13 protein-coding genes are annotated in these 13512 nt (G+C 70.9%); 6 read left to right on the top strand and 7 right to left on the bottom strand.

What is annotated here, in order from left to right:
- Position 1 precedes the first annotated feature (1 nt).
- Both ABCS02_RS18975 and ABCS02_RS18970 read right to left on the bottom strand, forming a co-directional pair.
- A complete protein-coding gene (locus ABCS02_RS18975; protein WP_345837223.1) occupies positions 2–961 on the bottom strand; it encodes a sugar ABC transporter permease in 960 nt (319 codons plus the stop codon).
- 4 nt (positions 962–965) lie between these two features.
- Complete coding sequence (locus ABCS02_RS18970) at positions 966–2273, bottom strand: extracellular solute-binding protein (RefSeq protein WP_345837222.1); 1308 nt, start codon at positions 2271–2273, stop codon at positions 966–968.
- Positions 2274–2482: 209 nt separating this feature from the next.
- Here ABCS02_RS18970 and ABCS02_RS18965 point away from each other — a divergent pair, with 209 nt between their 5' ends.
- Both ABCS02_RS18965 and ABCS02_RS18960 read left to right on the top strand, forming a co-directional pair.
- Positions 2483–3523, top strand: coding sequence for a LacI family DNA-binding transcriptional regulator (locus ABCS02_RS18965; protein ID WP_345837221.1), 1041 nt, complete (start codon positions 2483–2485; stop codon positions 3521–3523).
- Positions 3524–3636: 113 nt separating this feature from the next.
- On the top strand, positions 3637–4797 hold the full coding sequence (locus ABCS02_RS18960; RefSeq protein WP_345837220.1) for a ScyD/ScyE family protein: 1161 nt from the start codon (positions 3637–3639) through the stop codon (positions 4795–4797).
- Between the two features lie 41 nt (positions 4798–4838).
- Here ABCS02_RS18960 and ABCS02_RS18955 read toward each other — a convergent pair whose 3' ends face one another.
- Both ABCS02_RS18955 and ABCS02_RS18950 read right to left on the bottom strand, forming a co-directional pair.
- Positions 4839–5051, bottom strand: coding sequence for a hypothetical protein (locus ABCS02_RS18955; protein WP_345837219.1), 213 nt, complete (start codon positions 5049–5051; stop codon positions 4839–4841).
- Positions 5048–5713, bottom strand: coding sequence for a sigma-70 family RNA polymerase sigma factor (locus ABCS02_RS18950; protein WP_345837218.1), 666 nt, complete (start codon positions 5711–5713; stop codon positions 5048–5050). The genes ABCS02_RS18955 and ABCS02_RS18950 overlap by 4 nt, the downstream gene beginning before the upstream one ends.
- A gap of 115 nt (positions 5714–5828) precedes the next feature.
- Between ABCS02_RS18950 and ABCS02_RS18945 the strand changes: the two genes are divergently transcribed.
- Entirely contained in the window at positions 5829–6968 is a 1140-nt protein-coding gene (locus ABCS02_RS18945; protein WP_345837217.1) for a beta-propeller fold lactonase family protein, read from the top strand.
- Positions 6969–6999: 31 nt separating this feature from the next.
- Here the strand turns inward: ABCS02_RS18945 and ABCS02_RS18940 are convergent, their stop codons facing one another.
- From ABCS02_RS18940 to ABCS02_RS18930, 3 genes are all read right to left on the bottom strand, one after another.
- Positions 7000–7887 carry an arginase family protein gene (locus ABCS02_RS18940; protein WP_345837216.1) on the bottom strand — a complete coding sequence of 296 codons (888 nt, stop codon included), beginning with the start codon at positions 7885–7887 and terminating at the stop codon, positions 7000–7002.
- A 104-nt stretch (positions 7888–7991) separates the two neighbouring features.
- Positions 7992–9020 carry a LacI family DNA-binding transcriptional regulator gene (locus ABCS02_RS18935; RefSeq protein WP_345837215.1) on the bottom strand — a complete coding sequence of 343 codons (1029 nt, stop codon included), beginning with the start codon at positions 9018–9020 and terminating at the stop codon, positions 7992–7994.
- A gap of 109 nt (positions 9021–9129) precedes the next feature.
- Entirely contained in the window at positions 9130–10146 is a 1017-nt protein-coding gene (locus tag ABCS02_RS18930; RefSeq protein WP_345837214.1) for a LacI family DNA-binding transcriptional regulator, read from the bottom strand.
- Between the two features lie 81 nt (positions 10147–10227).
- Between ABCS02_RS18930 and ABCS02_RS18925 the strand changes: the two genes are divergently transcribed.
- The 3 genes from ABCS02_RS18925 (at position 10228) to ABCS02_RS18915 (ending at position 13486) form a co-directional block, all read left to right on the top strand.
- Entirely contained in the window at positions 10228–11607 is a 1380-nt protein-coding gene (locus ABCS02_RS18925; RefSeq protein ID WP_345837213.1) for an extracellular solute-binding protein, read from the top strand.
- Between the two features lie 71 nt (positions 11608–11678).
- On the top strand, positions 11679–12539 hold the full coding sequence (locus ABCS02_RS18920; protein ID WP_345837212.1) for a sugar ABC transporter permease: 861 nt from the start codon (positions 11679–11681) through the stop codon (positions 12537–12539).
- A complete protein-coding gene (locus tag ABCS02_RS18915) occupies positions 12536–13486 on the top strand; it encodes a carbohydrate ABC transporter permease (protein ID WP_345837211.1) in 951 nt (316 codons plus the stop codon). The genes ABCS02_RS18920 and ABCS02_RS18915 overlap by 4 nt, the downstream gene beginning before the upstream one ends.
- Positions 13487–13512: the final 26 nt, after the last annotated feature.

The following is a 13512-nucleotide window of genomic DNA, read 5'->3' as shown; positions in this document are numbered from 1 at the left end:
GTCATTCGATGGCCGCCTTTCGGATCCGCCGGTAGAGGGTGACGCTGACGATGACGAGCACGATCGTCATCAGGAACGCGATCGCGACACCGGGGCCGGTCTGGAAGTTCTGGAACACGGTCGTGTACGCGAGCACGACCAGCGTCTGGGTGGAGTTCACCGGGCCGCCGCCGGTGAGCAGGAAGATCGTCGGGAAGTCGTTCACGCAGAAGATCGTCATCAGGATCCAGCTGATGTAGGTGGACCGCGAGATCATCGGCAGGGTGATGAAGCGGAAGGTCTTCCAGCGCGACGCGCCGTCCACCCGGGAGGCCTCGTAGACGGTGGTGTCGACCGACGCGAGGGCGGAGGACATCATCATCATCATGAACGGGAAGCTGACCCAGACCTTGAACACGCACACCGTGATCTGAGCGAGCAGCGGGTCGGCCAGGAAGAGCACGTCGCCGAAGCCGAGCGCCTTCGCCAGCAGCGGCAGCGGGCTCTGCGGTGTGGCGACCAGCCAGTTCCACGACGTGGAGGAGACGACGATCGGCACGACCCAGGGCAGGAGCAGCAGGACCTTCAGGGTGCCGTTGGCGGGCACGCGGGTCCGCAGCAGCAACGCCAGCCCGAGGCCGATGGTCCAGCTCCCGAAGACCCCGACCACCGTGAAGACCACCGTGAACCAGGCGGCGTGCCAGAACTCCGGGGAGGTCAGCACGGTCACGTAGTTCTGCAGGCCGACGAACGTGCCGGCGTCGACGAGGTCGCCGTTGCGCAGCGACTGCTGCCCGGCGTACAGCACCGGGTACAGGTTGAGCAGCAGGAGGAGCAGGACGGCCGGGGTCGCGAAGAGCACGAGCGTCAGCGCGCCGGAGCTCAGGCGTGCCGGCGGCCGCGCGCCGGGGCGGCCCCGGCCCGCGACCGCGACGCCGCGGCGGGCGCGCCGGACCGACTCCAGTGTCGTTGGGGTGGCCATGGTCCTACTTCTGCTGGGAGGTCAGGGTCTTCTGCAGTGTCTGCAGCGACTCCTTGGGGGTGGCCTTCAGCGACAGGACGCTCTGCGCCCACGTCGTCATCGCGGGGGTGCTGTCAACCAGGGTCACGTCGGCGAACAGGGCGTCGCCGCCCGGTGCCGCCCAGGTCTTGCAGATCGGCTGCCACTTCTCGATCATGGCGACCGCGTTGGGGTCGGCCCGGAACTCCTTCGTCGCCGCGATCGACTTCAGCACGGGGAGGCCGATGCCGGTGTTCTCGGTCCAGAGCGGAGCCATGTTCTTGTAGTAATAGGTCAGGAACGCTTCCGAGCCCTTCTGGCTGGGGGTGTGCTTGTACATCATGATGTTGTTCGGGAAGGACAGCGCGCCCTTGCCGCCGCGTGCGCCGGTGAGCGGGTTGGTGACGGCCATGTCCGGCACGAGCGGCCCGCCGAGCACCTGCGCGAGACCGGGGCTCTCGAAGCCCAGGCCGAACGTGCCGGCCTTCCACTGGGTCTGGGCGTTGGTCGTGGAGTAGCTCACGCTCCCGGGGTCCATGTAGCCCTTGCGGACCATCTCGACCACGAACTCCAGCGCCTCGATGTTGGCCGGGGTCACGCAGTCCGGTTTCTGGTCGGCGTTGAAGAGGCCGCCGCCGTTGTTGATGAGCAGGCCGGTCAGGACCTGGAAGCCGTTGCCCTGCGCGCCGGAGGCGATCCCGAAGCCGAAGACGCCGATCTTCTTCAGCGCCGCGCAGACGTCCAGGTAGGACTGCCAGTCGGTGGGCGGCTCGACCCCCGCCTTCTCCAGGAGGGACTTCCGGTACCAGAGCACGCGCATGTCGAGGTTGTACGGCACCGCGACGTAGCCCTTGCTCGTCTTCATCGTGTCGAGGACGCCCGGCAGGAAGTCGTCCAGCAGGCCGTCGCTCTTCCACGAGTCGAACAGGGCGTCGGCGTACGCGATGTAGTTCTTCTCGGCGAACTGGAACGCCTGCGTGCCGCTGCCGCTGCTGACGGCCGGTCCGGTGTTGGACGCGATGGCCGACGCGAAGGTCGTCGTGAAGTTGGACCACTGCACCGCCTGGTAGCCGGCCGACGGCAGCCCGCTCGCGGGCTTGTAGGCGAGCGCGATCTTCTTGTCGAGGGGCGAGAACGCGGTGCCTCCCCACGGCATGTTCCAGAACTTGACGGTCGAGGATGCGGTGCCGCCCGGCGAGCTGCAGGCGGCGAGCGCGGCGAGGACGGCGAGTCCTCCGGTGCCGGCGAGTAGTCCTCGCCGGGAGACGGTTCCCGAGAGCAGGCCGTTCGTCATGCGTGTCTTCTCCTCCATCGGCCGGAGCGTTTCCGGCGGCTTTCTTCGTCGAACACCTGGAGAGGTGGACCGCCGCATCCAGCGATTTGCGCAAATTCGCGCTGCTGGTTGGGGCGGTTCGGTCATGTTTTCAGCAAAAGCTTCGGGAGCGCAAGACATCCGGTTTACGAAAGTTTGCGCAAGCAGGAGTGCCTGGATAGGCTGCGGTCATGGGTGACGAGGGTCTCAGGCGCGAACGGCCGACCCTGTCCGACGTCGCCGGAATGGCCGGCACGAGCGTCCCGACGGTGTCGAAGGTGCTCCGGGGAGGGACCGACGTGTCGCCCGCGACGCGCGACCGGGTGCTGGAGGCGGTGCACGCGGTCGGGTACGCGCGTGCGCCGCGGGCGAGCGCGGCGAGGGCGGGAGCGGCGGAGCCCGACGCTCCGGCGATGATCGACCTCGTGGTCGACCACGTGCACGGAACCTGGGCGAACGGCGTCCTCACCGGCGTCGAAGCCGCGGCGACCGCCGCCAACGTCGACGTGGTCATCACGATCGCCCGCCCGGACGGCAACTGGGTGTCCCGCCTCCTGCGCCGGCCCTCGCGCGGCGCGGTCGTGGTGCTGGTCGATCCGGCGCCGGGGCAGTTCGCCGCGCTGGAGGCCGCGCGCATCCCCGTCGTGCTGGTCACGCCGATGAGCGAGCCGGCCGCGCCCGCGATGCGCGTCGGGGTCACGAACTGGGACGGCGGGCGCACCGCGGCCGAGCACCTGCTCGGGCTCGGCCACCACCGCTTCGCGGTCGTCGGGGGCAGCAGGACGCACCTCTACAGCCGGGCCAGGATCGACGGCTTCCGGTCCGCGCTGGAGGTCGGCGGAGGGACGGGGCCCGTGGTCGTGCACGGCGACTGGGACCGTGCGCGCGCCGCGGAGGCCATCGCCCCGATCCTCCGGAGCCCCGACCGCCCGACCGCGGTGTTCGCCTGCTCCGACCTCATGGCGATGGGGGTCTACGACGCCGCGAAGGCGGCCGGTCTCCGCATCCCCGACGACCTCAGCGTGGTCGGCTTCGACGACGTGCCGGAGGCGAGCTGGGGGGCGCCTCCGCTCACGACGATCCGCCAGCCGATCTCCGAGATGGGCGAGGTCGCGGTGCGGCTGCTGCTCGCCGCCCCCGATCAGGCGGCTCCGGAGGCGGCGGACCTGCCGCGGGTAGACCTGTCCACGAGCCTGATCGTCCGCGCCTCCACGGCGCGCGCCGCGGGCTGACGCTTTCTGTTTCCCATGGGGTTCCTGGGGGCTACCCATCAGAGTTGAGGAATGCTAACTTCTTGGGCGTCTTGGGGGTCGCGAAGCGCAACAGAGAGCTGGAGTGAACTCGGATGAAAAGACTGAACATCGCCGTGCGCGCAGGGATGCCCGCACTGCTCGTCGCGGCGCTCGTCGCCGCGGGCGCCACGTCGGCGCAGGCCGCGACGCACGCCGCGCCGAAGCCGCCCGTCGGGACCGTGCAGGTCGTCGTGTCAGGACTGGACAACCCGCGTGGGCTGACGTTCGGCACGGGAGGCCAGCTCTTCATCGCCGAGGCCGGGCACGGTGGCCCGCTGGACCTCGGCGGCGGACCGGAGGGCCCGCTGTTCGGCGGCCTCACCGGACGCCTCGGCGTCTGGGCGAACGGCACGCTGACGCACCCGATCACGGGCCTGTTCTCGGCAGCGGACCCGTCCGGGACCGCGGCGGAAGGTCTGGTCTCGGTGGACGCGAAAGGACGGTGGCTGACGGGGCAGTTCGCCGAGAACACCTCCCCGATCCCGCCCGTCCCGCCGGGGAACCCCATCGTGGACGCCGCGCGGGCCTCGCTCGGGCGGACCGTCCTGCTCGACCCGTCGTCCGGCTCCTGGTCCTCTGTCGCCTCGACCGGTGACGCCGACTTCGCCTGGTCGGCCGCGCACACGAACCTGAACCCGCAGTTCCCCGACGCCAACCCGAACACCGTCCTCACGGTCGGCAGCTCCCGCTACGTCGCGGACGCGGGGACGAACATCCTGGCCCGCGTCGACAAGAACGGCGCGGTCTCGACCGTGGCGTACCTGGACGTGCCGTCCGGGTCGGTCACCGACGCCGTCGCCACCTGCGTCGCGCAGGCGCCGGACGGCTCGTTCTACGTCACGGAGCTGCTCGGCGGCACGTTCGCACCGGGAGGCGCCCGCGTCTGGCAGGTGTGGCCGAACGGTCACGCGGTCGTGAAGTGGACCGGCTTCAGCACCATCCAGGGCTGCGGATTCGACGGGTCGGGGAACTTCTACGTGACGGAGTTCCAGATCAACGGCCTGAACCCGAGCCCGACGGGCAACCCCGCCGGTGACGTCGTGCGGATCAGCCCGAGCGGACAGCGCACGACCTTCGGGACGGGACACCTGTTCTTCCCGTCCGGGTTCGCCTTCCGCGGCGGCAACGTCTACGTGTCGAACTGGTCGATCATGCCCTCCAACGGACCGAACGGCCTCAGCGGCCAGGTGGTCCGCATCAACGTCGGGGGGTGAGTCCTGACGGACGCCTCCCGTCCGCGGCGGCGGGAGGCGTCCTATCTGCCCAGCGCCGCCAGCAGCCCCGCGTAGTCGTCCCCGCACGCCGCGCAGCGCTTCAGGTGCAGGGCGACGCCCGGGTAGCGCGCCGCGGCGTCGCGCCCGGAGAGCACGAGCTCGGCGTAGACGTGCATGAGCGCCATCGTCTCCGCGCAGCCCGCGTCGCGCGTGCCGGTGTCCAGGAAGTCCCCGATCCGGGATCGCGCGCTCATGTCACCTCCTCGCCGTCGTCGTCCAGATAGTGATTAGTGACAAGGTAGCGCCGTAACTTCCTTCTCGCGTCGAAGAGGACTTTGTAGAGCGCCCCGCGGGAGCTCCGGCGCGCGACCGCGAGCGCCTCCAGCGGCACGCCCTCCACCACGACGGCGAGCAGCACCTCGCGCTGCTTGCGCGTGAGCACGGTGTCGATGGCGTGCCGCAACGCCGCCAGCAGCTCGGCCGCCATCCCGGCCTCCTCCGGCGAGATGCCGAGCCGGTCGGGGAGGCGGTCCCAGCCGGCCGCGTCGAGGGAGAGCGTCCTGCGCTGCCAGTAGTGCCGCCCGACCTTCGTCGAGACCTCGAAGATCGCGAAGGTGTACGCCCAGGTCGTGAAGCGGCTCTCGCCGCGGAACTCGTGCAGCCGGCGCAGGACGCCGACGACCGCGTCGGCCGCCGCCTGGTGGGCGATGTCGTCCAGCTCGGGCCCGGCGAACGGCAGCGACGCCGACCGGCGGCGGACCTCGCCGCGCGCCACGCGCAGGAGCAGCTCGTACAGCCGGGCCTCAGCGGTGCGCTGGACAGCGCCGCCGGCGGTCAGGGTCCGCCGCCACTCGTCCGTCTCTGCGCGGTCGTCGTCGGTGGGGCGCCAGCGCTCCGGCTCCGCGTCGACACCCATGACCCGATCGTAGGGCCGCGCAGAAGTTCCGGTCGAGCAGGTAAGCATCCCGCGCGGCGTGACACTCACCCCCTGAGCGCGCCGTGCCCGGCGCCGAACGGATCGAAGGAGAATCATGAGAACACCACTTCGTCTCGCCCTCGCGTCGGCGGTCGCCGTCGCCGCGACGGCCCTCTTCGCGGGGCCCGCCCTCGCCGCACCGGCGGCCGGCGGGGTCCCGGACTCCGGCGCCGGGTCGGCCGTCTTCGTCCAGACCGACGGGCTCGCGGGCAACGCCGTGGTCGCCTACGACCGCGCGGCGGACGGCTCGCTGCACCAGGCCGGGACGTACCCGACCGGCGGCCTCGGCGGCGCGCTGGTCGGCTCGGTCGTCGACCACCTCGCGTCGCAGGGCTCGCTGCTGCTCGACCGCGGCCTCCTCTACGCGGTCAACGCCGGAAGCAACACGGTGACGGTCTTCGCCGTCCACGGCGACCAGCTCGTCCGGCGGGAGGTCATCGGCTCCGGCGGGAGCTTCCCGGTCAGCGTGACCGCGCACAGCGGCCTGGTCTACGTGCTGAACGCGCGCGCGGGAGGGACCGTGCAGGGCTATATCCGCGTGGCCGACTTCCTGGTCCGCATCCCGGTCTGGAACCGTCCGCTCGGACTCGACCCGACGCTCACGCCGGAGTTCACGCACACGCCGGGCCAGGTCGCGTTCACGCCGGACGGGTCGCAGGTCGTCGTCACCACCAAGGGCAACGGCAGCGCCATCGACGTGTTCGGCGTCGACCGGCTGGGCGGTCTGTCCGCGCACCCGGTGACGAACGTCGAGCCCGGCGCGGTGCCGTTCGCCGTGTCGTTCGACGCGGGAGGCCACCTGGTGGTGGCGGAGGCCGGCACGAACGCGGTGGCCACCTTCGCCCTCGCGCCGAGCGGCGTCGTCACCCCGATCGCGACCGCCGCGACCGGTCAGGCCGCGACGTGCTGGATCGCCCGGGACGGCTCGGCGTTCTACGCCTCCAACGCCGGGAGCGGGACGCTCTCCGGCTACGCCGACCCGGGGACGGGCGGCCTGACGGCGCTCGGGAACACCGCGACCGGCGCGGGGACGGTCGACGCCTCGGCGACGTCGGACGGCCGGTACCTCTACGTCCAGGCCGGCGCCGCCGGCGCAGTCGACGGGTTCCGGGTGAACGCGGGCGGCGGCCTGACGAGCGTCGGGTCCGTCGTCGTCCCCGGCGCCGCTGGGGGAGAGGGGATCGCCGCAGAGTGACGGCCCTGGCCGGCCGCTGCTGCCGTGCGCGCTACACGCGCGGCAGCAGCGGCGCCAGCATCTCCACCACGAGCTGGGCGGAGGTGTTGAAGCGGTCGGTCGGGTCGTGCTCCAGCTCGCTGAGCTGGAGGCCGATCACGCGCTCGCCGGCGAGGGTGCGGGCGGCCGCCACGACGGTGTCGATGGTCAGGCCGTCCGCGATCTGGTAGTCGGTGAGGACGATGCCCGGCTGCAGCACGTCGGCGGAGAAGTGCACGAACACGTCGCGGCCGGCGATCGTCGCGGCCAGCTCCTCCTGCATCCGCGGGCCGGCCGGGATGTTGCGGATGGGGGAGTTGGCGATGATGTTCCGCTCGGCCTGGTCGAGGTCGCGGGCGCCGAGCAGCACCACGTTGGAGAGGGCGACCTCGCCGCCGTGGCCGGACTTCCAGAGCCCGGCCGCGCCGCCGAGCGCCATCCCGCTGAGGTCGCCGGTGCGGGTGGTCGTGGGGGTGTGCAGGCACGGGTGGGCGCCCATCCACACGATCGCCGCGTCCGGGTAGGCCCGGGCGACCGCCGGGAGGGTGGCGAGGGCGGCCGCGTTCCTGGTCAGGCAGAAGGCGCTGAACGGCGCGGACCGCAGGGAGTGCTCCGTCGTCTCGGCCAGCGCGTCGAGCTCGGGCCTGGCCTGGTGGAGGGCGGCGCGCCAGCCGAAGCTCTGACCCTGCGACGCACCTTCGCCGATCACGCCGACCGTCGTCTCCAGCCGCCGGCCCAGCGCCTTCGCGAGCTCGATGGTGGCCCGCCGAGCGCGGTCGTTGTGGCCGGACACGCCGTCCACGAAGGCGGTGACGGTCGGTCGGGGGGCGTTCGCCCGGCCGGACTCGTGCGGCTCCGGCGCGAGAGGGTTCGCCGGAACCTGGTCGACCACGGTGCTCATGTTTCCAGACGCCCTTCGGGTAAGCGTGGAGTTGCGGTGAGGACACGATAGCAACAATTAGTTGCTGCCGAGCAAGCACATAGGGACCGAGTCGGAATTCCCCCTCAGGCGGTGAGCGTGCGGGCAGGCACCGGCCCGCTCGACGACCGCACCGTCAGGTGGGTCGGCAGCGTCGCGCTGCGGCGCATCTCCCGCTCGTCGTGGGCGTTCAGCCGGCTGACCAGGATGTCGACCGCGGTGCGGCCGGCGCGCTCGGTGGGCTGGGTGAGGGTGGTCAGCGGCGGGTTGCAGAAGTCGGCGCCGAAGATGTCGTCGCAGCCCACGACGCTCATATCCTGCGGCACCCTGACGCCGCGCTCGGCGAGCCGCCCGAGCATCCCGATCGCGATGAGGTCGTTGAAGGCGATGCAGGCGGTGACGCCGGCCGCGATGGCGGCGTCGGCCGCCGCGGCGCCCGGGTCGTAGCTGGGCAGGAACGGGCCGAGCCGCCGCACCGAGATGCCGTGGCCGGCCGCGGCGCGGGCCAGCGTGCGCCAGCGGGTCTCGTTCGCCCAGGAGGTGTCGGGCCCGGCGAGATAGGCGACGTCGCGGTGGCCCAGCGACACCAGGTGCGTCAGCGCCTGCTGGAAGCCGGTGGGCGTGTCGATGAAGACATTGGGGACGCCGCGGGTCTGGCGGTTGATCGCGATCAGCGGCAGCTCCTCCGACAGCGCCGTCAGGCGGCGGTCGGTCAGCCGGGAGGCGGCCAGGATGGCGCCGTCGAACGAGCTGCGCAGCTTGCGCAGGATGTCGTCCTCCAGCTCGTCCGACTCCTCCGTGTCCACGAGGATCTGCTGGTAGCCGGCCGCCTTGAGCTGGTGCTGGGTGCCGCGGACGATCCCGAAGTAGAACGGGTTGGTCACGTCGGACACCAGCACCGCGATGGCGCGGGGGCGCCCGGACGGCAGCGGCCGGACGCGCGTGCGCGACACGTAGCCGAGCTCCGCCGCCGCGCGTTCGATGCGCTCCCGGGTGACGTCGTTGACGCGGCGCGGCTCCGACAGGGCGCGCGAGACCGTCGACGTCGCGACGCCGCTCAGGGCGGCGATGTCCGCGAGCGTCGGGGTGCGACGCGGGCCCGTGGGGGAATCCATGCCGACCACCAGAACACGCATGGCAAACTGATAGCAATCCGATGCAACGAAATTGCATGCGGAAGCGCACAGAATCCACTGCGCAGATGCGCGCGCGGCGGCGGGCGCGTCAGTCTGCGGCGACCGGCCCCGTGGACCCGCGGATCACCAGGTGCGTCGGCAGGACCACCCCCGAGCGCGTGACCGGCCCTCCGGCGCGGAGCTGCCCGAGCAGCATGTCCGTCGCCATCCGGCCCGCCTGCTCGATCGGGGAGGACAGCGTCGTGAGCGGCGGGTTGCAGAAGTCCGCGCCGAAGATGTCGTCGCAGCCCACGACGCTGAGCCGGCCCGGCACGTCGATGCCGCGCTCGCGCAGCCGCATCAGGACGCCGATCGCCAGCAGGTCGTTGAAGGCGATCGCCGCCGTCGCGCCGGAGTTGACCAGGGCGTCGGCGGCCGCCGCGCCGGAGCTCTTGCTCGGGTGGTGCGGTCCGTGCCTGCGCACGCTCATCCCGAGCGTCTTCGCGGTCTCCTGCAGCAGCTCCCAGCGGTGGCTGTCCGACCACGACGCGGTCGGCCCGGCGAGGTAGACGATGTCGCGGTGGCCCAGGGAGTACAGGTGCTCCGCGGCCTGCTGGACGCCGCTCGGGGTGTCGATCATCACGGCGGGGACCCCGGGGCTGTCGCGGTTGATGGTCACGAGCGGGACGCGCGCCGCGGCCTCCGCGAGCTGCTCGTCGGAGAGGCGCGTGGCGGCGAGGATGAACCCGGCGGCCGAGTGGCCGAAGGTCTCCAGGTAGCCGGACTCGAAGTCGGTCACCTCCTCGGTGTCGACCAGCAGGAGCGTGTAGCCGGCGGCCCGGAGCTGCTGCTGCGTACTCCGGATCAGGCCGAAGAAGAACGGGTTCGTGATGTCCGGGATGAGCAGCGCGACGGCGCGCGGGCCGGACTGCGGGTCGGGGGCGGCCGGGGCCGTGTAGCCGAGCTGGTTGGCGGCGGCCTCGATGCGGTGCCGGGTGCGCGGGCTGACCCGCTCCGGCTGCGAGAGCGCCCGGGAGACCGTGGAGGTCGCGACGCCGCTGAGCGCGGCGATGTCCGCGAGGGTGGGCGCGCGCCTGGTCTGCGCGCCCGCTGGCAACTTTTGCATTTCTTGCCTTCCGTTGTGCAACGAGATTAGCGTCAACGCCGTCCTCCTGGCTCGCACCGCCGGAGATTCCGATTGAACTCAATGAGGAGCAACGTGAAGAAATCGACAATCCGCCTGCTGGGCGCAGCCGCCGTCATCTCGGTCGCCGCCCTCGGCCTCACCGCCTGCGGCAGCAGCGGAAGCAGCAGCTCGTCGACCGGCTCGGCCGTCGACGGCAAGGGCAAGACCCTCGACGTCCTGGTCGGGGCCAACGCGCAGCACGCCGACGCCCTCCGGGCCTGGCAGGCCAAGATCGCCGCCGCGCTCAAGAAGCAGACCGGCGCCGACATCAAGTTCGAGACGTTCGCCTCCGCGAACGACGAGCTCACCAAGATCCAGACCTCGGTCGTCTCCGGCCAGGGCCCCGACGTCTACACGATCGGCACCACGTTCACGCCGACCGCCTACTCGACCGGCGCCTTCGTCAAGCTCGACAGCGCGATGTGGGACAAGGTCGGCGGCAAGAGCCGCTTCGTCCCGGCGTCGCTCGGCATCTCCGGCCCCGACGCGAAGAACCAGATCGGCGTCCCGTTCGCCAGCCGCCCCTACGTGCTCGCGTACAACACCGACATGTTCAAGGCCGCGGGCATCAGCAAGCCCGCCTCCACCTGGGACGGCCTCCTGGCGCAGGCCAAGAAGCTGACCGCCAACGGCGTCTACGGCTTCGCGACCGGCTACGCCGACGGCTACACTCCGTGGAAGTACGCCTGGACCTTCGCCAACGACTACGGCACGCCGCTGGTCTCCGGCAAGAAGGCGAACCTCGACAGCCCGGCCGTGAAGAAGGGCATGGAGGCCTACTTCGGCTGGCTGAACAAGGACAAGGTCGTCAACCCGGCCGCCGCCGGCTGGAAGGACACGGACGCCGCGGCGAACTTCGCGGCGGGCAAGTCGGCCATGATGCTGATGACCACCGCCTCCGCCGCCACGACCTTCAACGCGTCGCCGATCAAGGGTCACTACGCCTTCGCCGTGATGCCGACCATCCCGCCGGGGGAGAGCAGCGCGCCGAGCAAGTCCATCCCGTCGACCTCGATCATCTCGGGCGACAACGTGGTCATCGCGTCCTACTCGAAGAACCAGGACCTCGCTGCCGCCTACGTCAAGCTCATCACGAGCGAGGACTTCCAGGTCTACTACCACCAGAACTTCGGCGACCTGCCCACCAACGCGGCGGCGGCGTCGAAGATCGAGTCCGCGGACAAGACCCTCGCCCCGATCCTCGACGCGGGCGCGCACTCGAAGAGCACGCCGTTCACCGGCGCGTGGGGCGACATCCAGCTCGCGCTGACCAACGTCGTCGTCCAGGCGCGGCCGCAGCTCGCCGGCTCGGGCGTCTCCGACAGCTGGCTCCAGTCCGCCCTCGCCAAGGCTCAGCAGGACGCGCAGTCCTCCCTCGATCGGGCATCGGCCGGCAAATGACGCTCGCAGTGAGGAAAGCGACGGCGCCCGCCCGACGGAGGTCCCTCACGAAGCAGGGGAGGCCGCTGTGGATGCTCGCACCCGGCGGCCTCCTGATCGGCCTGATCATCGTCATCCCGCTCATCCTGGGCGTGTACATCGCCCTGCTCGAGCTGGACCAGTACACGATCCGGTCGTGGATCTCGGCCCCGTTCATCGGGGTGCAGAACCTCATCGAGGCGTTCACCAAGACCGACCTCCTGCACGCGTTCGGCAACACGGTCGGGTTCGCCGTCATCTCGACCCTCATCTCGGTCCCGATCGGCGTGTTCGCGGCCCTCGCGACGCAGAACCGGTACCGCGGGCGTGGCGTGGTGCGCTCGCTCTTCCTGGTCCCGTACGTCCTGCCGGCGTTCGTGGTCGGGACGTTCTGGCGCACCATGCTGCAGCCCGACGGCATCGTCAACAAGGCGCTGGAGGGCGCGGGGGCGCCGGCCGTGCAGTGGCTGAACGGCCCGGCCAGCTACTGGGTGCTGATCCTGGTGGAGGTGTGGTCCGCGTGGCCGTTCATCTACCTGATGGCGCTCTCCGGCCTCCAGTCGGTCGACCACGAGGTCCACGAGGCCTCGGCGCTCGACGGCGCGCTCTGGTGGGCGAAGCTGCGCTACGTGATCTTCCCCTATCTGCGCGGCCCGGTCGCGCTGGCCTGCCTGATCGCGACGCTGCACCACATGAACAACTTCTCGCTGGCGTTCCTGCTGTTCGGCGTCCCCGCGCCGTTCGACGTGCAGGTGCTGCCCACGCTCGTGTACAGCATGAGCTTCACGAGCCTGCGGTTCGGGATGGGCGCCGCCATGGCGCTGATCTCGCTGCTGCTCATCGCTATCCCGCTGTTCTTCTACCTGCGCGCGGTCAGGCTCGACACGGGTGCGGACTCCGGAGGCCGACGATGACCGTCCACGCAACCGACCTGGAGCGCGAGCCGCTCCTCGACGCCGTCGCGCCGGCGCGGCAGAAGCCGAAGCGCGCCAAGCCGGAGCGCCGCGCCGCCGAGGTGACGCGCCTGCTGCCGAGGTCCGTCCTGGTGGTCGGCACCTGCGTCATCCTCGCCGTCATCGCCGTCCCGCTGCTCTACATCGTGTTCGCGTCGATGAACTCCGACGTGGAGGTCGCGCGCGGCGCGTACTTCCCGACCCAGTTCACGCTCACGAACTACACGAAGATCTGGGACACCCTCCCGCTGGCGAACGGCCTGTTCAACAGCATCACCATCGCCGGAGCGGTCGCCGTCGTGGCCTCCGCGCTCGGCATCGTCACCGCCTACGTGCTCGTGCGCTTCGAGTTCCTCGGCCGGCTGACGATCCTCCGCGGCCTGATCGGCCTGCAGAGCGTGCCCGGCACGCTGCTGCTCCTGCCGGTCTTCGTGGTGTTCGCCTCGGCGGGCAACTACCTCGGCATCACGGTCATCGGCACGAGCTGGGGGCTGTTCCTGGCCTACCTGACCTTCGCGCTGCCGTTCGCGACGTGGGTGCTGGTCACCTACCTCCGCGGGCTGCCGCGGGAGTTGGAGGAGGCCGCGCGCATCGACGGCGCCTCCTCGGTCGGGGTGCTCGTGCGGATCATCGTGCCCCTGAGCTGGCCCGGGCTGGTCGTCTCCGGCGTCTTCTCGTTCCTGCTCGGCTGGAACGACGTCCTCTTCGCGTCGGTGCTCACCCGCCCCGACACCCAGACCGCCGCGGTGGTGCTGCAGATCTTCGGCGCCTCCGCGGAAGGCGGGTCCCTTCCCCTCTACGGACAGATGATGGCCGCCTCGCTCGTCTGCGCGGTCCCCGTCGTCGTGCTCTACCTCGTCTTCCAGCGGTTCCTCGTCGGAGGTCTCACCGCCGGAAGCGTCAAGTAACCGATTCGCTACGAAACACAAGGGAT

Source organism: Microbacterium sp. X-17 (assembly GCF_039615055.1).
The sequence above is the reverse complement of the archived record's forward strand: the minus strand, read 5'-3'. Positions and strand labels throughout refer to the sequence as shown.